Source organism: Streptomyces sp. NPDC029674 (genome assembly GCF_044903205.1).
In the GTDB taxonomy this organism is placed as follows: Bacteria; Actinomycetota; Actinomycetes; order Streptomycetales; family Streptomycetaceae; genus Streptomyces.
In genome coordinates this window covers 49,349-73,866 of sequence record NZ_JBJDPY010000004.1, presented here as the reverse complement: position 1 = coordinate 73,866, position 24,518 = coordinate 49,349, and the positions used below count along the sequence as shown (strand labels likewise).

Genomic DNA, 24,518 nt, shown 5'->3' with positions numbered 1-24,518 from the left:
CCGGAGCGGCCGGGGGGGGGGGGGGGGGGGCGGGGGGGGGGGGGGGGGGGGGGGGGGGGGGGGGCCGCGGGGGCCCCCCCCCCCCCCCCCCCCCCCCCCCCCCCCAACCGCGTAATGAGCGCAATGAGCGCAATGACTTCACCGAAAGGGGCGCACCGACGGGCCTGAGTGAGACCATCGGGCTCTTCTTCCGGTGAGCAGCTCAATCCAAGACGGATATTGACGTCCCGATCGGGCGCAGCTTCTGCGTAACGTGACCGTGGACGTTCGCGTATGGGAGAAGGAATCGTAGCGAGGTGCGGGCCGGCAGGAATCACCCCGCTCTCGAACGCGGTGACGTGTCCCGGCAAGTCGCTCCACAACGGCCACTCGAAAGTGATCTTGCCAAGCCATCCTCCACTGTGACTTTCTGGAATCAGCCGACTACCAGCAGTGGTTGCCGGTCGGTGACGGGCGGAGGGATGACGATGGGCAGTACCCAGGTGGCAGGCGCAGCTGAAGAGCGCTCCGCGTATGTGATCAACACGGTGGTGGGAACCGGGGTCGCCGGGTCCGACGGGGATGGCGGACCGGCCGGTTCCGCCGAGTTGCAGGTCCCCGGGGGCATCGCGGTGGACAGTACGGGCGCCCTGTACATCGCCGATACCGAAAATCACCGCGTACGGAAGGTCACGCCTGACGGGATCATCACCACCGTCGCCGGGACCGGCAACATGAGCGCTGTGGGTGACAACGGCCCTGCCGTCTCGGCCCAGTTGAAGTCCCCGAGCGCAGTCGCGGTGGACAGTACCGGTGTCCTCTACATCGCCGATACCGAAAATCACCGCGTACGGAAGGTCACGCCTGACGGGATCATCACCACCGTCGCCGGGACCGGCAACATGAGCGCTGTGGGTGACAACGGCCCTGCCGCCTCGGCCCTGCTGAACAGCCCGCGCGCTGTCGCGGTGGACAGCGCGGGCGTCCTCTACATCGCCGAGCACGACGGCCACCGGGTGCGGAAGGTCGCGGTCGACGGGACGATCACCACGCTCGCCGGGACCGGAGAGGCGGGATTCGCAGGAGACGGTGGTCCCGCGGTCTCGGCGCAGCTCAACACCCCGCGCGCGTTGGCCCTGGACAGCGCGGGCAACGTGTACATCGCCGACTACAAGAACGACCGGGTCCGTAAGGTTACGGCGGACGGCACGATCACCACCGTCGCCGGCAGGGGAGACCAAGGAACCTGGGGCGACGGCCCGGCCCCCACCGTCTTGGTGCTCGCTCCCGTGGGGCTGGCCGTGGACAGCGCGGGGGTGCTCTACATCGCCGAAAACGGCAGGCGGGTCCGGCAGGTCACGACGGACGGGATGATCAGCACGTTCGCCGGCTCGTGGCGCGACCGTGGCTTCGACGGTGACGGCGGCCCACCCGCCGCCGCCCTGCTGAGCAACCCCTTCGGGCTCGCTGTGGACGGCGACGATTCCGTCTACATCGCCGACCGTGGCAACAACCGGGTGCGGAAGGTCGCGTCGGCGAAGCCGGAAGGGCTGCCCGAGTCGGGCACGGTCGTCTTCTGGGCCAATGTGCGCAGCAGGTTGCGCATGGCGGTCCTGAGCCAGTCGAAGAAGGACGGGGCACAGGTGCATCACTTGCCCGCCTCCCCGAGGGACTACCAGCGGTGGCGGCTGGTAGTGGTGGGCCAGGACGGCGGGGACGTGCTGTACAGGATCGAGAACGTGCGCAGCGGCAAGGTCCTGGAGGTCGACGGGGTGCGGGAGGCGTCCGGGGCGTCCGTCGCGCAGCGCGCGTACGAGGGGGCCGAGGCGCACCACCAGCAGTGGAAGTTGGTCCCCGTCGGTGCCGCGGCCGACACCCCGCGCGCGTACGAGATCGTGAACCGGAACAGCGGTCTGCGTCTCCGGGCCGAGAGCAACGCCCCTGGTGCGATCAGGCAGCGTGGGCCGGAAGGTGAGGCGCAGGCCCGGCAGTGGCATCTGTTGCCCGTGTGACGCGTGGGCGGGGGGGGAAGAGGTGGTTCTGTCCCTGCCCCCCTTCGCCAGGCGGGCATCGCTCCTAGGAGGAAGCGGGCGGGTCCTCCGCTGCCGGCTTGGGCGCCTTCGGGGTCTCCGGGGTCTTGGGGGGTTTCGTGAAGTCGCTCTTCTTCGGCCTGTTCTCCAGATCCTCGTCCTTCTGGAGGCCGTCGTGCTGCTTGACCGTCGCACTCGCCTCCCGCATGCCCGCGGACGCGGCCGCGGAGACCGAGCCCGGGTTCTGGGCGTACTGGGCCTGGGTGCCGGCGGACGTCTGGGTGGTCTGGATGAAGGAGCCGAGGAAACCCAGGATGGCCCGCGCTTCCGGCGAGGTCTCCTGCACGACCTTCGCGCGGGCGGACGCGCCGTGGATCGCGCTGGTGAACAGGCTCGTGCTCGTGTCGTCGTACGTGTCGTCGTCGGCGTCCTCGAAGTCGACGCCCGCGCCCGGCTGTGCCTTGGTGCTGTCGGTGGTCACGGAGAAGAGTCCCGCGCTTTTGCCGGCGGAGTTGAAGACGTTGTCGAACACCATGGTCGTCACCTCTGGTCGTCGTAGGGCGGTACCGCCCGAATGGTCAGGGCTTCTTGTAGAGCGACTGCTGGCTGACGGTCAGGGTCTCCGCGTCGAGCATGGTGTGGTGGACGTCCAGGGCGGAGACGACCTCGGCCATCCCCTGCATGCGAAAGCCGCCGGGCGCCAGCTCGATGTCACCGATGTCGCGGGCCACGACCGTGTCCAGGCCGGGGTAGGTTCCGCTCTGCGGTGGGGACAGGACCCTGACCGGCACGGCGTAGTTCACGGCGAGCAGCCCGGAGAAAGTCACCGGGATCTCGTAGGTGTACTGCTTGCGGGTACGCCGCTGTGTCACGAGCGTCTCCACGCGGGAGTTCTTCGGAACCTTGCCGGAGATCTGCGATTTCGAGGCCCAGCTGGTGGTCAGGGAGCCGCCGACGGTGGCCGCGATGCCCAGGGCCAGCTGGGCGTTGAGCGTCGCGTTGCCGGTGGCGCTGCCCGTGGTGGTGAACCCCACCGAGTTCGTCACGGTGTTCGCCGAGGTGTTGGACGACGAGTTCCTCGTGGACGTCTCGGTGGCGTGGGCGTGGTCCGTGCCCATGCTGTCCTTGCTGGCCTTCTTGGTCACGGTGTCCGTGTTCCGGTTCGCCGCCTCGTTCTGGCTCTGCATGGCGAGCTGCGCCTGGAGGTCCATCCGGAGCTGGTTCTGCAACTGCAGCTGGAGCGCGGCGCCGATGCTGCCGCCGAAGGTGAGCTTGGCGTCTCCGTGCAGCGACCAGGTGATCCCGTTCGACACGGTGAAGTCGACCGAGTCGGAGAAGGTCATGTCCTCCGTCTGGCTGCGGTTGACGTAGGCGCGTGAGGAGAACGTGTCGGGCGGGGGTTGCCCGATGTCGCCCCGCACCTCGATCAGCGGCTCCCCGAGGTTCATGTAGGCGAGCCAGCCCAGCTGGTACGCGGTCGTGGGGAAGGTGCCGAAGCTCGACTTGTTCACGGAGAACCCGATGGGCTCGTGCCGCACCCCGTAGGCATCGACGTAGACCAGGTTGGGGTGGTTCAGGATCGACTGCCAGGCCTGCTCGATGCCCAGCTCCCGCAGGTTCTTCTTGGTCAGCGGCTGAAGCTTGTCCGGTACCAGATTGTACGCGTTGGAAGGCATTCCCCGTCCTCGACTGAGCTGGCTGGATCGCATACGGAAACGTAAATGATATGCACGAGTGCGCTTTCCGGGAGTCGAAGCTAGCACGGGCCACGTTCTCCAGCGAGACGCCTTTGGATATGACGCTCAAACGAGTGGTACAGGCTCGCCAATTTCCCTTCAAGACGTGCAAGGAGAATCGGTTCATCAATATCGGTCAGTTGATCAGCGACCTACGTGAATTACTTCCCGCAGGTGGTTTGACCTGCGACGCGCCGCATTTGAGACCTTTGTTTCGGCCTTTCCATCGCTCTGGGTGACATGTGGCCTTCGACGGCGGGGCTTGCGGCGATGCTGTGCGATGCGCCAGTGTTCTGGGCGCCCGGTGCATTGTTCTCCGAATTCAGAACAGGTGAGGTCTCCGCGATGTACTCCCAGGAACGCACGGCGATGTCGAATTTGGTGGTCGGCGGCCCGGTGGCGGTGAACAGCTATGACAACGCGATCGTGGCGGCACTGGTCGAGAATCGGCCGGTCATGCTCGTCCACGCCTTCAACGGCGGCTACCTCCGGCCGGCCGAGCTGACGGAGGCGAGCCACGACAAGGGCGTCAAACTGGCCACCGCGCTCGACCCGGACACCAAGGAGGCGAACGGCCACCTCTGGCACATCACCCCGGGCGGGTTCTTCGGTCAGCGACCGCTGTACTTCATCGAGAGCGCCGCCGGCCAGGTGACGCCCCAGCCCGTCGGTACGGGTGAGGCCGATGCCGGGCGCGGCGACGACGGCGCACCGAAGCCGCAGCGCAGGCGTGTCACCGTCCACCAGGAGGCGCCGAACACCACGGCCGACACCGTCCAGGTGGGCCTGCCCGACAAGGTCGGCGACAAGTGGCGCGGGAAGAACGGCGCCCCCGAGGACACCCAGCTCTGGGTCGTCACGGTGACGCCGTGGGGCGGCATCACCTTCGTGCCCATCACCCACCCCGACGCCATCCTCGGGTTCAAGGATCACGCGGTGACGGCCGACAGCGAAGTCCGGCTCACCCACAACTGGGGCGGGGACTTCACCGGGACGGTCATCAACACGTTCTACCCGCGGCTGCCCAGCGAGTGGAACGTCCCCTACCACCACGTCTTCACGTGATCGGTCCCCGCGCCGCCGCACTGCTCCCGACCCAACGCCCGAACCGCCTGGAAGAGGCACCACCATGCCCGTGCCCACGGAAGAACTGAAGCTGGAGATCGTCAACGCCGCCACGGGGAAGACCCTCGGCGCCACGGCCGCGCCGAGCACGAACGGGGAGCTCGTCGTTCGCGACTTCCCCGACGGCGGTCCGCGCCCCGAACAGTGGCACCTCGCCCCGGCACAGGATGACCAGGCCTATGTCATCCGCGACGCGGCCACGGGCAAGGTGCTCGACAACCCCGCCGCAGCGGACCGCGGCATCCGCCGCGCCGACGCCGCCGCCGGCGCGACGGGCCAGCAGTGGCACCTTCTCCCCGTCGAAGGCGCAGCGGATCTCTACGTCATCGAGAGCGCGGCGGACGGTGCCGTACTCGACCTCGCCGACCCGGACGAGGACGAGAGGGAAGGTGAAGGTGAGGGTGAGACGAACGGCACCCGGATCGTTCTGGGCGAGTACGACGACGACGCGGAGAGCCAGCGGTGGCGGTTCGTCCCGAGCGAGCCGGAGCGCACCAGCGACCCCGTACTGCGCTTCGCGCCACTGAGCCACTGGACCAGCCGCCAGTCCTGGCGCCTGGTCCGTTCGTCCGCCCTGCGCCCGGCACCCGACGCGACGCCGTCCTTCAGCGACATGCTGCTGGTCCTCGAAGGTTTCGGGAGCAGCCAGGACGCCGGCGAATGGAAGGGCGAAGAGGCCGGTCACCTGCCCGGCGGGCCCCTGGGCCGGTGGGCCGGAGCGGGGGCGCGGTTCCTCGCCGACACCTCCGGAGCGGGCCGGGCGGACATCGTGGGGCTCAAGCCCGGCAAGGGGGCCGTGACCTCCTCCAGCAGGGGTGACGGGACGTTCGACGACGAGCATTCCCTGCACCAGGGCACGCCCTCCGCCAACCCGGCGGACCTGTGGAGCGTCGTGGACACAACGGGCGACGGCAGGCCCGACCTGGTCGTGCTGTCCACCGGCGGTGTCCGGGTCTCCGCCCGGGACGAGGGCGGGGCGTTCGCGCCCACTGGCGGCAAGCTGGTCCTCAAGGCGTTCGGGCACGGCCCGCAAGCCGGCGGTTGGCAGGCCGAAAAGCACCCCCGGTTCCTCGCCGACACCACCGGCAGCGGCAGGTTGGACATCGTCGGCTGCCACGACGACGGGGTCTGGATCTCCCTCCAGGACGAGGACGGAACGTTCGCGCCGCTCGGCGACGAACCGGTCCTCAAGGCGTTCGGTCACAGCGAGGACGCGGGAGCCTGGCTCACCGGCAAGCATCCTCGCTTCCTCACCGACACCACCGGCAACGGCCGGCTGGACATCGTCGGCTGCCACGGGGACGGCGTCTGGGTGTCCCTCCAGAACGAGGACGGAACCTTCGAGGAACCCCTGTTCGTCCTCGACGACTTCGGAACCGACCAGGGATGGAAATCGGTGGAGGAACACCCCCGGTTCCTGGTCGCGGCCGCCACGGGCGAGGCGGTGGACATCGTAGGTTTCGGTCCCCAGGGTGTCGTCGTCTCACGCGGACGCGGCGACGGCACGTTCGAGCCCGCCAAGCTCGTCCTGAACGACTACGGGAACGCCCAGGGATGGACCAGCAAGAAGCACCTACGCCTCCTCGCCGACGTCACCGGCGACGGCACCCCGGACATCGTCGGCTTCGGCGACGAGGGGGTCTGGGTGTCGCACAACCGGGGCGACGGCACCTTCGAGCAGGCACAACTCGTATGCCGCGGCTTCGGCTACAGCAACGACGCGGGCGCCTGGCGGGTCGGCCACCACCCCCGCTTCCTGGCTGACATCACCGGAGACGGCCGCCCGGACATCGTCGGCTTCGGCGGTCCGGGCGTATACGTCGCCCGCAACCTCCACCGCCGGTTCAAGACCCGCTGACCGGGGGCGAAGTCGCGGTGCTCCCGGCCGGCGGGCCCGGGACGCCGGCTACGGGCCTCGGCCTCCAACTCCCGGACCAGTCGAACCGGCTCCAGTTCCTCCCTGCCACTCCTATGAGTGAGGTGCTCAGCGGTACGCCGTGGGCCGGGAGTCGCTCGCCGCCGACCGGATCACGGCCGAGCAGATCACCGCACGCCTGCTCGGTGACGCGGCATGCCCTGGGACCGGCCACCGTCGCCGTCGATCAGCCCCCGGACTCGTCGAAGTAGTGTTCGTCGATGTGTGCCCGATAGCTGGGATCGGTGACGCGGAGGTCTCTGTCGAAGCGCGGGGCGTCCTTGACGCGGTCCTTCGTGCGGGGCACATGCACCGTGCGGTTCGCTTCGTCGACGTGCGCGATGACCCAGACGGGCAGCAGTACCTTCTTGCTCAGCAGCGCCCCGCCCGTGTCGACGACGAGGTGATCGGGCGACACTTCCTCCGACGCGGGGTCGACTTGCCCGATCGGACCGTCGCTCGCCTCCACCGTGCAGCCGATGAGGCCGGTGGTGGAAATCCGCCTGTCCGGGGTTCCGGAGGCCTGGAAGTCGTCGGACATTCCCTCTTCGGGCATTCGCTCTTCGGACATGCGCCCTGATCCTCTCCCGTGTCGATGGAGTGGGAACCAGATGTCCGCGCCGAGTCGGACGAAACCTGGGAGGGCCGGGCGGCCGGCGGCGAACAGCGGTGCGGCGTTGCGGGACCTTCACATCTTCCGGTCCGTGACGGCGTTCGAGTGGGGCAGGCGAGAGGGGACGCCGCGGGGAGGTCGCCGCCGATGTTAGTTGTCGCTCTCTTGTTGTTGCCCGTCATGGGCCTTCTGCTGCTCTGCATGGACCGGGTCGAGGACCGGTTGAACGGACGTGCCGCATCGTCGGCCGGCCGCCATCGGGGCCACCTACGCCTCATTCACGGGCAGAAACGTACGGAGCACCGCGACGCGGCGCCGCAGAAGCGCCGAAGGAAGCGTCCCGAGGGCCGGGCGAAGTACCGTTCCCGGGAACGTTCCGACAAGCGTCACGCGGCCTGAGGGGCCGGCCGAAGGTGCGTACGTACGGATCCGGCCGCGCACCGACGAGCACCGCGCACCGAAGACCCCACCGGAGGCACGACGTGGACCACGTACGGCGAGTTCGCCGAGCCGGGGCAGGAGCGCCGCCTCTCCCCGCGCGCCGCATGCGCTTCGACGGATGGATCGCGGGCCTCGGCACGACCGGCGGCGTGCGCATCGTCGTCGGGTACTGGCCGCTGTCCCCGCTGGGGCCCTTCGCCGATGTCATGGTGGAGCGGGCCGACGGGCACCGGATGCTGCTGGCGCCCTCGGAGGAAGTGGTGCGGTTCGTCACCGCAACGTACCGGTTCGACGAAGTCGTCATCTGCCCCGTCACCGTGATCCCCGCGCATGACCGGTGGGACGTGGCAGCCGGCCCGTTGGCGCTCACCTTCACGCCCGGCCGGCCCACCGTGCTGGGGCGTCTGCTGAGACTGGCCCCGGGCCGCCTGGCGGGCAGCCCCGGCTGGGCCGCGCTGTGCGACGTACCGGCCCGCGTACTGATGCGGGGTGTGCGGACGCGTGGCAGCGCGGGGGCGGGGCGCCGCGAGTGGTACGCCGCCAGGGACCTGCGCTCGATCACCGCGGCGGACGCGGCCTGGGACGGGCGGCGGCTGGGCGCGCTGCGCGACGTACACCCTCCGGTCCGCTTCGGCTTCGGCTCCGTACCCCGCCGCCCTTCCCTGACCCGCGTCGCCACCACGGTGGAGGTCTCCGACGGCGTGTGACGCGTGCCAATGCAGCTGGGAGACCGCAGGCTGGCAGTCCCTGCTCGTCCAGCGGTTCGATCATGTTCCCGTGGCCGATGACATGGAACTGCCGGCTGCGGCGGACCTGCACCTGGTGCTGCCGGTCGCGGGGCGGGCGGCGATGGAGACACGGCGCGACGGTCGGACGACGCGCCACACATGGGCACCGGGACGGCTGGAGATGGGCATTCCGGACCGGCCGATCCTCCGCCGCTACCGTGCGGCCGGGCCCATGCGGAGCGTACAAATACACATTCCGCGTGACACGGTCGAGACGGTCGCGGCGCAGCTCGGCGGCCGTGCGGTGGACTACGAGGCGCTGGCCGCGTCCTTGGCGGCGGGAGACCCGGTGATCGAGGAGGCTGTCCGTGCGCTCGGCTCTCCCGATGAGGCGGCCGGTGACCTGTACGCCGAATCCGCGGCGGCCTTCCTGACCGTGCACCTGCTCACCCGTCATGCGGGAGGAACGGCTTCGCGCACGCCTGCGCGGGAAGACGCGCGCGTCGGGGCCGCCGTCGCGATGATGCGCGACCGGCTCGCCGAGCCGGTCACCCTGGCCGAGATCGCCGGTGAAGTGCACCTGAGCGTCTACCACTTCGTCCGGGTCTTCAAGGCGGCCACCGGGGTGACGCCGTACAGGTACCTCACCCGGCTGCGCGTAGAGGAGGCGAAACGGCTGTTGCGCGGCACCGACCTGCCGATCGCCCGGATCGCGTCGCGGTGCGGCTTCGCCGGCCCCGGCGCGCTGTCGGCCGCATTCCTCCGGCAGACCGGATCGCGCCCCTCGGACTACCGCTCCGGCCACCGCAATTCCTGACCGCCCCACCGCAATCCCACGCATGGGCCGGGCGCCGGGCTGTACCTAGGCTCCCCCCCATGAACAGTCTCTCCCGACACCTCGGCTCCGCTGCCCCCGACAGGACATCGTGAGAAGCGTCGACATGCAGTCGTACGACGTCACGGCCGAATCGACGGCACCGCCGGACGCGATCTGGGTGTTGCTGCGCAACCCGCGGAGCTGGCCCGAGTGGTCACGCATCGACGCACTGGACACCGGCCGGTCGCGTGGCCTCTCCCCCGACGGCCAGGACAGCGTCGGAGCCACCCGCGCCTACCGCACGGGGAAGGTCGTCACCCGGGAACGCATCACGGAGCTCGCGCTCGAGCCCGGACACCGCTTCTCGTACGAGGGTGTGGACATCCCGCAGATGGCCGACTACCACGCCACCATAGAACTGCACGAACTGCCCGGCGGCGGAACAAGGATCCACTGGTACGGCACGTACATGGCTCGCGGAAGGATGCGCTGGGTCTTCCAGTGGTACCTCCGCCGCTTCATGCAGTCGATGGCGACGGGCCTCGCCGAACACGCCGCTGGCCTGGAAGCCCCACCGGCGTCGGGTCCCGGCTAGGGCCCTCAGCCGAGGACGGCTCGCATCTCCTGCTCGATGATCTCCTGGAACGGTATGTCGTCCTGATTGCCGAGGACGACGCCGACCCAGCCGATGTCCGGGTAGATGTTCCAGCTGGCGACGGTGCCGGGGTTGACGCCCGCGCGACCCTTCACCCAGCGGCCGCCCACGAGGCTGACCGGCATCATGTAGGCCGCGAACGACGCGTCCGCCGGGGCTGTTCGGCCGGCCAGGCCGCCCCCTTGTGGGGGCAGGGGGGCCTTGGCCCCGGTGAGCAGTTCGGCGTAGGGGCGGTCCAGCACGGTCCCGTCGCTCAGCGCGTGCGCGAACCGGACGAGGTCCGGCGCGGTCGCGAAGCCGCCGTCCCCCGGCGGGTCGATGAAGTTGCGGCCCGGGTTCTTGCCGAGTTGGTACGGGTCCGGGCTGCCCTTGTCCAGGTTGCGGACGGCGTCCACCCGGCTGCCGTCGGCCTGCCGCATGTACGAGTGCGCAATGTGCTTGTCGGTGAGCCACTGCGGCCGGGTGTAGAACGCGGTGCCGGTCATTCCGCAACGTCGGAAGACGTGCTCCTCGACGTAGTCCCAGTAGGTCATGCCGGTCACGGCCTCCACGATCAGCGCGGGAATGGCGACCTCGGCCCCGGCGTGGTCAGTGGGCGTACCGGGAGCGCTCACCGGTCTCGCCTGCCTCGCCCACCGCTCGTAGAACTCCCGCACCTCGTCCCGGCTCTGGAAGACACGCTGCAGATCCTCCTCCGGGGTGTCCAACCCGGAGGTGCCGGACAGCAAATGATGGATCGTCACCTTCTCGGCGATCTCTTCGGCGAAACCGGACAGATGGGTGCCCACCGTGTCCGAGAGCCTCAGCTTGCCGCGCTGCGCCAACTGCAGGATGGCCACGGCGCCGAACGGCTTGCCCGCGGAGGAGAGGTTGAACGCGACGCCCTCGTGGTTGCGGACACCCTTCTCCTTGTCGGCCATGCCGTAGCTGCGCGACAGCACGGTCCGGCCCCGGTGCGACAGCAGCACCACGCCGGAGAACCTGTCCTCGGCGGCCAGCTTCGCTACGTACCGGTCGTAGGCCCCGCCGGGCCGGGTGTCCGGCGGGGCGGCGGCGGAATCGACGGCGGGCCGGGCGGCGCGTCCGGTCCGGGCGCTCACCGGCCGAGCACCCGCCGCCACCACGCCGACGGCCGACATCCCGCCCCACCCGAGCAGCCGACGCCGGTCGACACCATGTACGGAATCCGATCCCATCCCCACGTTCCTTCCCCGGTCAACGGACGAGTCGGTGAGAACCTCCGGCCCGTGCGATCACTAAACTCGGAGGAGGGTTGCGGGGGCGTATGCGGTTTTCGATACGTCAGCGATATGTCTGGGTGAATGGCCCGGGCCGGGAGGGGGAATGCCCTCGCCGTGACGCATAAGGACGATGAGACCCGCAGCTACTACGAAACCGGCGATGTCGATGCCTTCTACGACGCCGTCTGGGGCGGCGAGGACATCCACGTCGGTGTGTACTCCCATCCGCACGAGGCGATCGCGGACGCCTCGCACCGCACCGTCGAGCACGTGGCCGACAAGGCTGCGGACCTGCTCGGACCGCACGCCTCCGTGCTCGACCTCGGCTCCGGTTACGGCGGATCGGCCCGTGCGCTCGCCGAACGCTTCGGCTGCCGCGTCGTGGCCCTGGACCTCAGCGAAGATCACAACCGGCGCCATCGCACGGCCAACGCCCGACGAGGACTCGACGGTCTGATCGAGGTCGTCACCGGGTCCCTGATGGACCTGCCCTACGAGGCCGAGCGGTTCGACGTCGTGTGGTCCTTGGAGGTCCTGTGCCATGTGGAGGACCGGCAGGCCGCGCTGGCCGAAGCCGTGCGGGTACTGAAACCGGGGGGTGCCCTGGTCTTCTCGGACATCATGGTGGCGGAGGAGACGCCCGCGGAGGCCGTACGGCCCGCCTTCTCCCGGCTGGGCGTCCGAGCCCCGGCGACACCGTCCTTCTATCTGACGCGCCTGTCCGAACTCGGCCTGACGGGCATCGACTTCGAAGACCGCACCGCGGACGTCGGCACGCATTACGCACGTCTCGAGGAAGAGGTTCACCGGCGTGCGGACGAGCTGCGCGACGTCATCAGCCCGGCCTACGTGGACGAGCTGTTGACCAACCTTCCCCTGTGGACGGAGATGGCCCGTCAGGACCTGCTCCGGTGGGGCGTCTTCCACGCACGCCGCCCGGCAGACTGAGCCGGGCCGGTCCTGACTGCCCGGGGGTGAGCCGGTTCGCGGTCATCAGCTCGACGGCCGGTCGGGACAGGCTGCGCTCGGCTCACGCGGCGGCCCGTGCTACCCCAGCCACGCTCCATCCCGCATCACGACCCTGCCGCGAAGTTCCGGTACTCCGCGCCAGGCGCGCACCATCCGCGGCGTCACGCACAGGTATAGGTAAGGGGTCTCTTCCGTTCGCGGGTCCCAGCCGAACTTGTCCGCGAACGCATCGGCGGCAGAAGCCGGCACTTCCCGCGCCGGCCAGCACTTCGCGTCCCCTTGCAGCAGTACCACGTCGAAGGCATCCGGCAGAGCCAGCCGTACGCGGGGTTCCTCACGCACATTGCGCGCGGTCGCGGAGTTGGCGCCGGTACACATCCACACTGCCTGCCCGTCCCACAGGAACCACAGTGGCACCTGGTGCGGGCCGTGGTCGGGGTGGGCCGTCGACACCCATATGTCGCGCTCCGAGTTGAGCCGCTCCAGAGTGTCCCGCCTGCGCTCCGCCGTGGTGCGGCGAATGATCTCCGTGTCGTGCATGGGAGCCGACCTTAGCCAGCAGGTTCACGGTGCGCATGGGGCGCAGGTCCTAGGTCCGGAGGCGTGGCCGGCGTCGTACGGCTCGGGCTGTCAGGGGGAGGCAGACCAGCTGGGCCGCGCCGAAGGCGATACGCTCCGCGCCCCCGCGGGTTCGCACGAGTGTCTTCTTGAGGCCGGTCCAGGGAGGCGCGGGCGAGCCGCGCACCGCCAGGCAGCACAGGCCGCCTCCTTCCAGTGCCCTGGTATGGCGGACGGGGGCGTGTACGACGAATGAGCTCAGCAGTTCTTGCACGATCACTGCCGCGGCCGTCCGGGAGAAGCGTTCCGCGGGACACTTCCGTCGCCCCAGGCCGAAGCCCACGAATCCACTGTCGGCGCGCCCGCGCCGGTGCCATCTGTCCGGGATGAAGGCGTCCGGGTCGGCGTGGCCCATGCGCTGGTGCCGCCCGATGTCGACCAGGAGCTGGGTCCCGCGCGGGACCACCGCCGCCGGGGTCAACGTGATGTCCTCCGCCACGAGTCGTTGGATCGTGGCGTGCAGGGGGTAGAGACGCAGGGTTTCCGACAGGACGTGGTCGGCGTAGCGGGTGTCGCCCGCGATGACCCGCTCGACGACGTGGGGATGCCGGGACGCTGCGAGCACGGTGTGGCAGACCCATTCGGAGAGCTGGATCACGCCGGTGTTGAAGAAGACGCCTTGCAGGTGCTTCGCCCTGGACGTGGTGTCCAGCGCGCTGTCGTCACCGAAGAGTTCAGGGCAGCCGCCTCGTTCGGCGACCTCGGCGCGCACGAGATCGAGGAGCTCCAGCCTCATGGAGATGTCCCTGGTGTGCCGGAGCCCCTTCGAGTTCCGCATGGAGTCTCTGACGCTACGGCCGATCAGCTCGACCTGCTCATGCGTCGGCGCGGCTTTGAAGGCCAGTTCGAACATGAGGCGGGAGGAGATCGGGACGGCGAGGTCCAGGAGCCGCAGCACGCGGCTCGTGGTGCCGGCGGGCCAGGCGCCGTCCAGAACCTGGCGGGTGCACCTGCGGGCCATGGCGGCGGCCTCCTCGCGCGGGACGCGGAGGGCGCGGAACGTCGCCCTGGCCAGCTCCGGGTAGCGGGGGTGGTCGGGGTCGATGTTCTCCTGGTGTTCGTCCGCCGGCCGGTGGAAGTGGAGGATGGTTCGCCGGGCGTGGGTGTGTCCGCGGTGGCCTGCGGACTCGTGGGCGAAGAGCTTCTCCAGGAGAGGTCCGTGGATGTCCCGGTTGGGGATCTGGAGCATCGGCACGTCAGCCGGGTCGTCGCCTCTGGTGAGCAGGCGGAACCGGTAGGCGGCGGCGAGGCGCGGACGCGCGGCGAAGGCGAGCGCCGCGGTGGCGGCGATGGCCGGCGGGACCGCCACCAGCAGGATCAGGGCGAGGATCATGTGGTCTCCGTCGTGGACGCCGCGAGAGCGTCGGCGCCGATCTGCCGTCGCACCTCGTCTTTGCGGACCTTGCCGAGTGCGGTTCGTGGCAGTGTGGGTACGAGGCACAGCCGGACCGGCAGGTACCACTCGGTCATGTTCCTGGCGCGCAGGAAGGCGCGCAGATCATCGAGCGAGGGCGGGGTGCCGCGGGGCACCACGACGGCGCAGGCGATCTCGTGGCCGTCGGAGTCCGGCGTACCGACGATGGCGGCCTCGGCGACCCGGGGATGGCCCGACAGCTCGCCCTCCACCTCGGCCACCGGGATCACATAGCCCCAGCCGATGCGGTCGGCCGCGCGCGAGAGGTAGCGCAGACCACCTTGCTCGTCGGCCTGGACCAAGTCGTCCGTGTCGTACCAGCCCCCGTCGTGCGCGGGGCTCCACAAGACGCGCCGTGTGCGCAGGTCGAACATGCCGCGGCACAGGCCGGGGCCACGCACGTGCAAGCGGCGGGCCTCGGGGCTTCCGGTCCCGGTCAGCCGGATCTCCATGCTCGGCACGGGGCGGCCGAGGCTTGTCGCGGCCGTGGCCGGTCCCGCCGCTTCCTCCGGGCCGGTCGCGTCCTCCGGGCCGGTCGCCATGACCGTGCCCGCCTCCGTCATTCCGTAGAACCTGATCAGCCGCGGGCACAGGGATGTGCGCACGTCCGCCGCGACAGCAGCGGGCAGCGGCGCGGCGACGCTGATCACCTGTTGCAGCTCGCGCAGGTCGCGAGGGTGACGCTGCTGTGCCCGGACCAGTTCGCCAAGAGTGCGCGGCGCCGCGAGAAGGCAGTTCACGCGGTGCCGCGCCAGCAGGTCCAGCCACGCGTCGGCGTCGTGGGTGTCGGTGAACACCGTGGGATGCCCGGTGGCGAGCGGGGACAAGAGGCTGAACATCAGCCCGATCGCATGGGTCAGCGTGGAGACTGCGGCCGTCACGCCGTGCTCCGGCAGGTGGGCCCGTGCTGCCTGGAGGGCGGCGTATCTGGTGTTGTGGGTGTGGAGGACGGCCTTGGCCCGGCCGGTCGTTCCCGAGGTGCACAGCACCTGGCACACCTCGTCGGCGTGCACGGCCGGGCGTTCGGCCTCGGACAGCGGTACGGCGGAGGCTGCGTCGTGCAGGAGGTCGTCGAGGGTGATGACGCGCGCGGGCCCGCACCCCGCGGTCTCACCGTCGTCCGCGGTGATGAAGAGGCCGGCCTGCGTGCTGACCGTCATCACCTCCCGCTCGCGCGCGCCGGTGCCCGGCGGCAGCGAGAGCGCCGCTGCTCCCACTCGGCCGCAGGCCAGCCACAGTGCCCCCGCCTCCCACCAGTTCGGCAGCTGCCAGGCCACGACCTGGCCGGGACGTACGCCTCGCGCCCACAGCACCGCCGCGAACTGTTCGACGCGCAGGGCGAGTTCGGCGAAGGTGACCGTCTCCGTCCCGCCCAGGAGCGTGCGCACGTTGATGTACGCGGGCTGGTCGGCCGCGGTGCGGGCGAGCGCGTGCAGGTCGTCCAGGAATGTGCCGTGGCGCCACCAGCCCCGCGCGTAGTAGGCGGCGGACTCGGCCGGCGGCGCGGGCAACGACCCGATCAACTCACCCATGGGCTCCCCGGAAGCGAAGGCTGCGACGAACGAAGGCAGCGCTGGACGAAGATTGCGATGGACGAGGCCGCGATGGCACGTTCCCCGTCACCCCGCCCCGGGAGACCGGAGCTCGGCGACCGCGCGGGCGACGATGTCGCAGGCGTCGTCCCGGTGGGCGCGCCAGTGCGGCTGATAGGTGCCGGTGGGGGCGGGGGCTGCGCCGCCGGTGTAGACGATCAGGGCGCGTTCGCCGGGGCGGATCAGGCCCTGTTCGATGGCGTCGAGCGTGCCGGCCAGCGAGTAGAGGCCGGCACGCTCGCGGGGAGTGCCGTCGGGGCCGGGGGTGACGGTGACCCCGGCTTCCCGGAGCAGGGCGATGGCACGTGGTTCCAGCTCGAGGTAGCGGTGGTTGGTGAGGGCGCGGACGGTGCCGTGACTGTAGGCGCACAGCTCCCGCATGCGCCGGACGAGGTCCTCGTCGAGGGTCTGCCGGAACAGTGTGGGTTCGAGCATCGGGACGTCGCAGGCCGCGGCGGTCCGTCCGCCGAGGGCACGGACGAACGGGGCGACCGCCTCCTGCTGGATGCCGAGGAAGCGGGGCACGGGCATGGACCGGGTACGTCGGATCTCGCGCAGCCCGGCGTAGAAGCCGAGCGGCCCGTAACCGCTGGACATAGCCTGGACGTGCCAGTCCCACCACCTGCCCAGCTCGTTCCCGGCGTCGCGCAGGAAGTAGGCGCGCAGCTTGTTCCCCTCGTCCTGGTCTGCCGGGGCAGGGACGACCGGGACGGCCAGGGTCTCGGCGCAGGCCGCCAGGACGGCCTTGATCCGCTGCTCGGATGCGTCGACCTCGACGAACTGCACGGTGTCGGGGTCGGCGAGCCGGGGCGCGATGCGGCGGCGGGAGGCCGGCGGGTGGAGGACCACCGCGCGCAGGCCGGTGTGGGCGGCGTAGGCGGCGAGGGCGTTCGCGGTGTTCCCCGAGCTCTGGGCGAGTACGAGCGGCCGCTCCTGCCGCAGGTACCGGGCGACCGCCAGGCACATCAGCCAGGACTTGAAGGTGCCGGTGGTATTGGCCGTCGACAGGTCCAGCACGTCGGCGAGGACCTCGCCCTGGGGCGGCAGTCGGACGATGCGCCCGCTCTCCTGGAGGCTCGCCCGTCGGATCAGCTCGGGGTCGGCCGACAGGTGAGCGGCATACCGCCGGACGACGTCGTCCTGTGCGTAGATCTCCATGGTCCGGGAGTCCCTGCGACCGCTCAACGTCCGGCAGTGAAGGCGTCGCGCATGTACTCGCCCCAGCGCACCGGCGGGTAGGCGGTACGGCCGACGGGCGGCGGGCACGCCTCGATCAGGGCGTCGTGGTCGGCCCCGCTGACGTAGAGCAGTGAGACCAGGTCCTCCTCGGGGGCAGCGGCGGGTGGCGGGGCGACCCGGTGCCGGCAGGCGGGCCAGCGGTCCCCGGTCCACCTGGCGAGCAGGTCACCGACGTTGGCCGCCAGCGTCCCCGGGAGGAACGGGGCGTCGACCCAGCGGCCCTCGGCGGTGTGCAACTGCAGGCCGCCGAGGCCGTGCTCGCGGTCGAGGAGGGTGAGCGCGCCGAGGTCGGTGTGCGGGGCGTGCCGCTGCCCGCCCGGCGCGGTCGTGCCCAGCCGGCGCAGCGACGGGTACCACTTGAGCGCGGCGACATGGGTGGGGTCGCGCCGCAGTGCGGTGAAGTGGTCGGCGGGCGCGCCGAGCGCATGGGCGCACAGTGTCAGCAGTTCGTCGCTGAGCCGGTGCATCACCCTCAGGTACTCCTCGGCCACCTCCGCCAGCCGGGGCACCTCCGACGGCCAGCGGTGCGCGCGGCTTTCGTCGAAAGCGGCCGAGCCCGTGGAACCGCCGGTCCGGCGCCGGAAGGTGAATGCCTCCCTGAGCTCGGCCGGACCGCCCCGGGCCTGCCCCAGACCGGTGCTCCACCCGGCGCCGGCGCTGCCGGTCCGGTATCCGGCCTTGACCTGCTCGGGAAGGGCGAAAAACTCCCGGGCGAGGGTTCGCAGTTCCCCGAGCAGCTCGGCCGGTACGCCGTGCCCGGTGATCAGGCAGAAGCCGTGCGAACCGAAGACGGTGTCCAGCCGGTGAGCCACCTGGTCGCGTTCGGCCCGCTCGCCGGTGCGCCAGCGCTCCAGGTCGATCAGCAGGTCGGCGCCTTCGGCGCTGGATCGGGTGACAGTGGTCATTGTCGTCCTCACGCTCGCGGTGGTTCCGGCGCCGCTGATGTTCCCGGGTCCGCTTCCGCCGCCGGGTCATCACGTTCCAGCGAACCGCCCTGTCCGGCCTCCTGTCGGCACTCCCGGCCAGAACTCACCCGCATGAGTGATCGTTGGCGAGGCGGCTGCCTCCTCGACTTGATCCGCCTCCACCATGGGAGGCATGGAGAGCACGGGCCTGGACCGGATCGCACAGTTCGCCCGGCAGGAGATCGGCCCCTATCTGGCCGCCCATCCGGAGGACCGCTACCCGCTGACGCTGGTGCGACGGCTGGCCCAGCTGGGCGCCTTCGGGGCGGCCGTGCCGACGCGGTACGGCGGAGGCGGCCGGAGCCGGCGCGAGCTCGCCGTCATCGGATACGAACTGGGCCGCGGCTGGCAGCCGTTGGCCGGTCTGGTCGGCACCCACCTCAAGCTGTGCCGGCAGCTGGTAGAGCACGGCACTGCGCGGCAGCGCGAGCGGTGGCTCGGTCCGATGGCCCGGGGCGAGACGGTATTCGCCCGTGCTTACCACGAGCAGGGCGTCGGCGACCCGACCGGGCTGCGCACCCGTGCCACCCCGCATGGCCGTTCGGCGGTGCTCAACGGACGCAAGAGCTGGGTGACCAACGCGCGTCACGCCGACCGGGTGCTGGCGATCGCCCGCAGCGGTGACGCCACCGTGGGCGTCTTCGTGGACCCGGGGCGCCCCGGTGTGACGGTCGGTCCGGAGCTGCCGAGGCCCGGCCTGCTCGGTGTCTCCCTCGCCGAAATCACCTTCACCGACTACGAGTTCGACCCCGAGGAGGACGTACTCGGCGGCTGGGAGCACGACCTGACCGGCTCGCTGCTCGCCCACGACGTGACCAGCTACACGGCCCGCGCCGTGGGCTCGGCCGACGCCGTCCTCGAACACGCGGTGCGCTTCGTGCGGGCGGGTCTGGCCCATCGCCCGGCCGAGGTCCAGGGCGCCATCCGCCTGCGAGTGGGCGAGTTGGCCACCAAGGTCACCGCCATGCGGACGGTCTGGCGGGCCCTTCTCGAGCCCCTGGCACCCGAGCACGAGGTGCTGCCCCAGGCCCCTTACACGCCGATCACCTCCCCGGCGGCCAAGGTGTTCTGCACCAGCGCGCTCCAGGACGTGGTGCGGGACGCGGCGTCGCTGTGCGGCGGGGCCGGGTACGCCGCACACGACCACACCCTGGGACGGCACTACCGCGACGCGCTGGCACTGCCGATCGTCGGAGCACCCAACGACGTCCTGCTCTACCGGATCGGCGAACGTGCACTGGGCCCGGTGGCCGCCGACCCGCACCCCATGTCCGGGTGAAGGCGCCGCGCGGGTCTGCCCGGCACCTTGCCGGTCGGGCGCCGTCCACTTCGCGATCCAGCACCGGCCGAGGACACCCTCGCCCGGTGCACCAGGGCTACTCCCCCTCGTCCTTGAACCTTCGCAGCAGATCCGCCGCCACACTCACCGCGATCGTCGCGGGCTCCTTGCCGGTGATGTCGGGCAAGCCGATCGGGGTCTTGATCCGGTCGATGGCGGCGTCGTCGTGGCCGCCCTCCGTGGCCAGGCGCTTGCGGAAGCGCGCCCACTTGGCCGCCGATCCGATCAGCCCCACGGAGCCGAGGTGCGTGGTGCGCAAGGCCGCGTCGCAGAGGGCCGCGTCCTCGGCGTGGTCGTGGGTCATGATCAGGACGTGGGTGCCGTGCGGCAGGTCCTCGAGGATCTCCTCGGGCAGCAGGGGTGTGTGATGCACGTGCAGCTGTGCCACCGCGTCCGACAGCGAGTCGAGCCGGGTGTCCGTGAGCATGTCCGCGCGGCTGTCGATCAGATGCAGGTCCAGGTCGTGGCGGGCCAGGATGCGCGCCAGTTCCAGTCCGACGTGGCCCACGCCGAAGATCGCCACCGCCCGTACGACCGGCAGCGGTTCGAGCAGGATCGAGACCGTGCCGCCGCAGCACTGCACGCCGTGCTGGTTGGTCACTTTGTCGTTCAGGGCGAAGTCCATCAGTTCCGGTTCCGCGTCGGCCGCGGTGGGCATCGTGGTGAGCATCTCCCTGGCGCGGTCGATCGCGACGGCCTCCACGTTGCCGCCACCGATCGAACCCCACGTCTCGTCGTGCCCGACGACGAGCTTGGCCCCGGCCGCGCGTGGGGCATGACCGCGCACGGTCGCGACGGTCACCAGCACGCCGGACTCCCGGCGTGCCCGCAACCGCGCGACCGCGGCGATCCACGTCATGTCAGGCACCGTTGACCGCTGCCGCGTCGGCCCGCGCCGGGGCGGGGGCGGCCCGGTCGGGCTCGGTGGAAGCGTCGGACGACGGTGTGCCGGTGGCGTCGTCGTTCCGGGCAGCGGCGGCACGGCGCGCCTCTTCGATCGCCCAGAACACCGCTTCCGGTGTCGCCGGCGACGCCAGCTCGACGCTGATACCGCCCGGTCCGAACGCCGCGGCTGCCTGCCGCAGTGCCTCACGTACCGAGAACGCGAGCATCAGCGGAGGCTCGCCCACCGCCTTGGAGCCGTAGACCGCGCCCTCCTCGGTGGCGCGTTCGAGCAGCGTGACGTTCAACTCCTCCGGCATTTCGGAGAAGCTCGGCAGCTTGTAGGTGCTTGCGGCCTGGGTCTGCAGCCGGCCGCGGTGGGGGCCGTCGGTGGTGTCCCAGCGCAGGTCCTCGAGCGTCAGCCAGCCGGCGCCCTGGACGAAGCCGCCCTCCACCTGACCGATGTCGATCATCGGGGAGAGGCTGTCGCCGACGTCGTGCACGATGTCCACGCGCCGGATGCGGTAGGCACCGGTGAAGCCGTCGACCTCCACCTCGGTCGCGGCGGCGCCGTGGGCGAAGTACTTGAACGGCGAGCCCCGGAACGTCTTCGCGTCCCAGTGCAGGCCCTCGGTGCGGTAGAAGCCGGCCGCCGACAGCTGGACGCGCTGGAAGTACGCGGTGCGCACCAGGTCGTCCCAGGCCACCTCCTTGTCGCTGCCCAGGGCGCGTGCGACGCCTTCGACGATGCGTACGTCCGACGCGTTCACGCCCAGCTGGGTGGCGGCCACCTGGAGCAGGCGCTCGCGCAGCTGCTCGCAGGCGTTCTTGATCGCCCCGCCGTTGAGGTCCGCGCCGGCGCTGGCGGCGGTGGCGGAGGTGTTGGGCACCTTGTCGGTACGGGTCGGGGCGAGGCGCACCTTGTGCAGCGGGATGCCGAGCGTGGTCGCGGCCACCTGCATCATCTTGGTGTGCAGGCCCTGGCCCATCTCGGTGCCGCCGTGGTTGATCAGGACCGAGCCGTCCTTGTAGATCAGCACCAGCGCGCCGCCCTGGTTGAAGGCGGTGAGGTTGAAGGAGATGCCGAACTTGATGCCGGTGACCGCGACGGCCCGCTTGGTGTGCGGGTGCGCGGCGTTGAACGCGGCGATCTCGCGCCTGCGGTCGGCGATGCCGGCGTCCTTCCGCACCTGCTGCCAGACAGTGGAGATCCGCTCGGCCTGCGTGACGGGCTGGCCGTAGGGCGTCGTCTGGCCCTGGCCTGGCCGGTAGAAGTTGCGTTCCCGCAGCTCCATGGGGTCCAGGCCGAGCATCGGCGCGCAGCGGCCCAGGATGTCCTCGATCACGAGCATGCCCTGCGGGCCGCCGAAGCCGCGGAAGGCCGTGTTAGAGACGGTGTTGGTCCTGGCGATACGGCCGGCCACCCGCGCGTTGGGGATCCAGTACGTGTTGTCGATGTGGCACAGCGCGCGGGCGAGGACGGGCTCGGAGAGGTCCAGGCTCCAGCCGCCGTCGGCGACGAGGGTGGCGTCCAGGGCCTGGATACGTCCTTCCGCGTCGAAGCCGATCTTCCACGTGGCGTGGAATCCGTGCCGCTTGCCGGACATGGTCAGGTCCTGGGTCCGGTTGAGCCGGAAGCGGACCGGGCGGCCGGTGAGCTTGGCGCCGAGCGCGGCGACGGCGGCGAACCCGTGCGGCTGCATCTCCTTGCCGCCGAAGCCGCCGCCCATCCGCAGGCACTGCACGGTCACCTCGTGAGCCGGAACGCCGAGCACGTGCGCGACGATCTCCTGCGTCTCCGACGGGTGCTGGGTGCTGCTCTGGATGAACACCTGCCCGTTCTCGTCGATCTGGGCCAGCGACGCGTGGGTCTCGAGGTAGAAGTGCTCCTGCCCGGCGAACTGGAACTCTCCGCTGAGTACGTGTGCGGAGTCGGCGAAGCCCGCGTCGATGTCACCGGTCTCCATCAGGGGCCGCGCACCGTGGTAACTGCCGGCCTCGATCGCTTCCTGGAGGGTCACCAGGGAAGGCAGCTCCTCCAATTCGACCTCGACGGCCGCCGCGCCGAGACGCGCTGCCTCCAGGGTCTCTCCGAGCACCCAGGCGACCGCGTGGCCGTGGAACATGACCTCGTCGGGGAAGAGGGGCTCGTCGTGCTTCATGCCCGCGTCGTTGACGCCGGGCACGTCGGCGCCGGTCAGCACGCGGACCACACCGGGCACGGCGAGCGCGGGCTCGGTGCGCAGCGCGGTGATCCTGCCGCGGGCCTTCATGACCTGCACCGGGTAGGCGTGCAGTACGTCCTTGGTGCGCTGGACCAGGTCGTCGGTGTAGAGCGCGGAGCCGGTGACGTGCTGGACGGCACTCTCGTGCGGCATGGAGACGCCGACCACGGGCTTTTCGGGACGCTCGGACAGGTGACTCATGAGGAGACCGCCTCGGTGGTTTGTGCGTGCAGCTTGAGCAGGCTCTGGCCGAGCATCGCGGAACGGTAGAGGGCGCTGGCACGGTGATCGCTCATCGGGGTGCCCTCCCCTCGCAGCACCCGGGCCGCGGCCTCGACGGTCTCCGCCGACCACGGTTCGCCCTCCAGGGCCGCCTCCGTGGCGAGGGATCGGACGGGTGTCGCCGCCACGCCACCCAGACCGATGCGTGCCTTGCGTACGGTCCCGTCCTCGATGTCGAGCGCGAAGGCGACCGCGACACTGGAGATGTCGTCGAAACGCCGCTTGGCGATCTTGTGGAAGGCCGTGACCGGCGACAGCGGCAGCGGGATGCGGACCGCCCGAATCAGCTCGTCGGGGCGGCGGACGCTCTGCCGGTATCCGGTGAAGTAGTCCGCGAGCGGGACCACGCGCTCGCCGTCGGCGTCGGCGAGCACCAGCGACGCGTCGAGTGCGAGCAGCACCGGCGGGCTGTCGCCGATGGGTGAGCCGGTGCCCAGGTTGCCGCCGAGGGTGGCGCCGTTGCGGATGAGCCGGGACGCGAACTGCGGGAAGAGGTCGGCGAGGAGCGGGACGTCCGGTACGTTCCCGGTACCCAGGCTGCGCTCGATCTCCGTGAGCGTCAGCGCCGCCCCGATCTCGATGTGGCCGGATTCGACGCGCAGCTCCCGCAGTTCGGGCAGCCGGTCGATGGCGACCACGCAATCGGCCCTGCGGGAGCGGATGTTGACCTCGACACCCCAGTCGGTGGAACCGGCGACCACGACGGCGTCGGGCCGCTCACGCAGCAGTTGCAACGTCTCGTTCAGGGTGTGCTTGCGCAGGAAGGTGGAGCCGCCTTGGGTGTACTCGGTGGCGACCGGTACGGGCGGGGCCTGTTCGCGGCGTTGGGCCAGCGGGTCGTCCTCGGTCGGCGCGCCGACGGCGAACGCGGCGTCGCGGATGGGGCGGTAGCCGGTGCAGCGGCACAGGTTCCCGCTCAGGGCGTGCAGGTCGAAGCCGTTCGGCCCGTGCTCGGGGTCGGTGCTGTCGGTGCTCTCGGTGCTGTGTTCGCAGCGGCCCGGGCGGTAGTACTCCGCGGCCATGCTGCAGACGAACCCCGGGGTGCAGTAGCCGCACTGGGAGCCGCCCCGGACCGCCATCTCCTCCTGTACGGGGTGCAGGGAGGGCATCGTGCCGGGCTCCCCGGCGGTGGCGAGGCCCTCGGAGGTGATGATCTCCTGGCCGTCGAGTGCGGCGGCCGGGACCAGGCACGCGTTGACGGCGACCCAGTCGGTGGGCTTGTTCACTCCTGGCCTGGCCACCATGACCGAGCATGCGCCGCACTCGCCCTCGGCGCAGCCCTCCTTGGTACCGGTGAGGCCGCGCTCGCGCAGGAAGTCCAGCGCTGTGGTGTGGGGGGTGGCCGGCGAGAGCGGTGTCTCTTCCCCGTTGACCGTGATCCGTGCTTCTGTCACGCCGGAAAGCCGCTCCGGTGCGTGATCGGTCGATGTCGTGTTCGCCAATTTCAGGCAGCTTTCTGTGTTCAGACGCGCCTCGCGGGAGCAGCGGGCGCGGGAAGGCACGGGACAGCGACGTGCCGGGACGTGGTGAGGAGAAAGAGAAGAAAACCGGAACGTGCCTCGAAGGGGCACATCAGGACGGCGTGCTCAGCAGCCGTGCGCGATCCGGCCCGGGACCCAGGCGGTGCACTGGGCGAGGCGACCGAGATCAGAGCTCGTGTACATCTGCTGGTCGCCTCCTCTTGGTGCCGTGGGCCGATGCCGTGGGTCAGTG

20 protein-coding genes are annotated in these 24,518 nt (G+C 70.6%); 8 read left to right on the top strand and 12 right to left on the bottom strand.

The genetic code is table 11. The annotated features are described in order from the left end of the window. Positions 1-467: 467 nt before the first annotated feature. Positions 468-1,991 (top strand): RICIN domain-containing protein, encoded by a 1,524-nt coding sequence (locus ACI2L3_RS10805; RefSeq protein ID WP_404752002.1) that lies wholly within the window; start codon positions 468-470, stop codon positions 1,989-1,991. A gap of 64 nt (positions 1,992-2,055) precedes the next feature. Here ACI2L3_RS10805 and ACI2L3_RS10800 read toward each other — a convergent pair whose 3' ends face one another. Both ACI2L3_RS10800 and ACI2L3_RS10795 read right to left on the bottom strand, forming a co-directional pair. Further along, positions 2,056-2,544, bottom strand: a complete 489-nt coding sequence (locus tag ACI2L3_RS10800) for a hypothetical protein (protein WP_404752001.1) — start codon at positions 2,542-2,544, stop codon at positions 2,056-2,058. 43 nt (positions 2,545-2,587) lie between these two features. Further along, positions 2,588-3,685 (bottom strand): hypothetical protein, encoded by a 1,098-nt coding sequence (locus ACI2L3_RS10795; RefSeq protein ID WP_404752000.1) that lies wholly within the window; start codon positions 3,683-3,685, stop codon positions 2,588-2,590. A gap of 405 nt (positions 3,686-4,090) precedes the next feature. Between ACI2L3_RS10795 and ACI2L3_RS10790 the strand changes: the two genes are divergently transcribed. Together ACI2L3_RS10790 and ACI2L3_RS10785 are read left to right on the top strand one after the other, a co-directional pair. Next, positions 4,091-4,810, top strand: a complete 720-nt coding sequence (locus tag ACI2L3_RS10790) for a hypothetical protein (RefSeq protein WP_404751999.1) — start codon at positions 4,091-4,093, stop codon at positions 4,808-4,810. A gap of 64 nt (positions 4,811-4,874) precedes the next feature. After that, positions 4,875-6,728: an FG-GAP-like repeat-containing protein gene (locus tag ACI2L3_RS10785; RefSeq protein ID WP_404751998.1), complete on the top strand. Its 1,854-nt coding sequence runs from the start codon at positions 4,875-4,877 to the stop codon at positions 6,726-6,728. Between the two features lie 244 nt (positions 6,729-6,972). Here ACI2L3_RS10785 and ACI2L3_RS10780 read toward each other — a convergent pair whose 3' ends face one another. After that, on the bottom strand, positions 6,973-7,356 hold the full coding sequence (locus ACI2L3_RS10780) for a PRC-barrel domain-containing protein (RefSeq protein WP_404751997.1): 384 nt from the start codon (positions 7,354-7,356) through the stop codon (positions 6,973-6,975). Positions 7,357-7,943: 587 nt separating this feature from the next. Between ACI2L3_RS10780 and ACI2L3_RS10775 the strand changes: the two genes are divergently transcribed. The 3 genes from ACI2L3_RS10775 (at position 7,944) to ACI2L3_RS10765 (ending at position 9,979) form a co-directional block, all read left to right on the top strand. Further along, entirely contained in the window at positions 7,944-8,546 is a 603-nt protein-coding gene (locus ACI2L3_RS10775; protein ID WP_404751996.1) for a hypothetical protein, read from the top strand. A 70-nt stretch (positions 8,547-8,616) separates the two neighbouring features. Then, positions 8,617-9,384 carry a helix-turn-helix domain-containing protein gene (locus ACI2L3_RS10770; protein WP_404751995.1) on the top strand — a complete coding sequence of 256 codons (768 nt, stop codon included), beginning with the start codon at positions 8,617-8,619 and terminating at the stop codon, positions 9,382-9,384. A 109-nt stretch (positions 9,385-9,493) separates the two neighbouring features. Next, positions 9,494-9,979, top strand: a complete 486-nt coding sequence (locus tag ACI2L3_RS10765; protein WP_404751994.1) for an SRPBCC family protein — start codon at positions 9,494-9,496, stop codon at positions 9,977-9,979. A gap of 5 nt (positions 9,980-9,984) precedes the next feature. Here the strand turns inward: ACI2L3_RS10765 and ACI2L3_RS10760 are convergent, their stop codons facing one another. Further along, positions 9,985-11,235, bottom strand: coding sequence for a serine hydrolase domain-containing protein (locus ACI2L3_RS10760; RefSeq protein ID WP_404751993.1), 1,251 nt, complete (start codon positions 11,233-11,235; stop codon positions 9,985-9,987). 159 nt (positions 11,236-11,394) lie between these two features. On the opposite strand from ACI2L3_RS10760, the gene ACI2L3_RS10755 reads away from it, so the two are divergent. Continuing rightward, a complete protein-coding gene (locus tag ACI2L3_RS10755) occupies positions 11,395-12,228 on the top strand; it encodes an SAM-dependent methyltransferase (protein ID WP_404751992.1) in 834 nt (277 codons plus the stop codon). 99 nt (positions 12,229-12,327) lie between these two features. Here the strand turns inward: ACI2L3_RS10755 and ACI2L3_RS10750 are convergent, their stop codons facing one another. From ACI2L3_RS10750 to ACI2L3_RS10730, 5 genes are all read right to left on the bottom strand, one after another. Beyond that, the gene (locus ACI2L3_RS10750) at positions 12,328-12,789 is read right to left on the bottom strand and encodes a pyridoxamine 5'-phosphate oxidase family protein (protein WP_404751991.1); all 462 of its coding nucleotides are present in this window, start codon (positions 12,787-12,789) and stop codon (positions 12,328-12,330) included. Positions 12,790-12,838: 49 nt separating this feature from the next. Then, positions 12,839-14,200: a cytochrome P450 gene (locus ACI2L3_RS10745; protein WP_404751990.1), complete on the bottom strand. Its 1,362-nt coding sequence runs from the start codon at positions 14,198-14,200 to the stop codon at positions 12,839-12,841. Further along, on the bottom strand, positions 14,197-15,813 hold the full coding sequence (locus ACI2L3_RS10740; protein ID WP_404751989.1) for an AMP-binding protein: 1,617 nt from the start codon (positions 15,811-15,813) through the stop codon (positions 14,197-14,199). Before ACI2L3_RS10740 ends, ACI2L3_RS10745 begins: the two co-directional genes overlap by 4 nt. Positions 15,814-15,900: 87 nt before the next feature. Further along, a complete protein-coding gene (locus ACI2L3_RS10735; protein WP_404751988.1) occupies positions 15,901-17,031 on the bottom strand; it encodes a pyridoxal-phosphate dependent enzyme in 1,131 nt (376 codons plus the stop codon). A gap of 23 nt (positions 17,032-17,054) precedes the next feature. Continuing rightward, positions 17,055-18,017: an isopenicillin N synthase family dioxygenase gene (locus ACI2L3_RS10730; RefSeq protein WP_404751987.1), complete on the bottom strand. Its 963-nt coding sequence runs from the start codon at positions 18,015-18,017 to the stop codon at positions 17,055-17,057. A gap of 193 nt (positions 18,018-18,210) precedes the next feature. Between ACI2L3_RS10730 and ACI2L3_RS10725 the strand changes: the two genes are divergently transcribed. Continuing rightward, the gene (locus ACI2L3_RS10725) at positions 18,211-19,356 is read left to right on the top strand and encodes an acyl-CoA dehydrogenase family protein (protein ID WP_404751986.1); all 1,146 of its coding nucleotides are present in this window, start codon (positions 18,211-18,213) and stop codon (positions 19,354-19,356) included. A gap of 97 nt (positions 19,357-19,453) precedes the next feature. Here the strand turns inward: ACI2L3_RS10725 and xdhC are convergent, their stop codons facing one another. Genes xdhC through ACI2L3_RS10710 form a run of 3 tightly spaced genes read right to left on the bottom strand, consistent with a single transcriptional unit; the run spans position 19,454 to position 24,199 of the window. Further along, positions 19,454-20,275 carry a xanthine dehydrogenase accessory protein XdhC gene (gene xdhC / locus ACI2L3_RS10720; protein ID WP_404751985.1) on the bottom strand — a complete coding sequence of 274 codons (822 nt, stop codon included), beginning with the start codon at positions 20,273-20,275 and terminating at the stop codon, positions 19,454-19,456. Between the two features lies 1 nt (position 20,276). Further along, a complete protein-coding gene (gene xdhB / locus ACI2L3_RS10715) occupies positions 20,277-22,724 on the bottom strand; it encodes a xanthine dehydrogenase molybdopterin binding subunit (protein WP_404751984.1) in 2,448 nt (815 codons plus the stop codon). Further along, a complete protein-coding gene (locus tag ACI2L3_RS10710; RefSeq protein WP_404751983.1) occupies positions 22,721-24,199 on the bottom strand; it encodes a xanthine dehydrogenase small subunit in 1,479 nt (492 codons plus the stop codon). The genes xdhB and ACI2L3_RS10710 overlap by 4 nt, the downstream gene beginning before the upstream one ends. Positions 24,200-24,518: the final 319 nt, after the last annotated feature.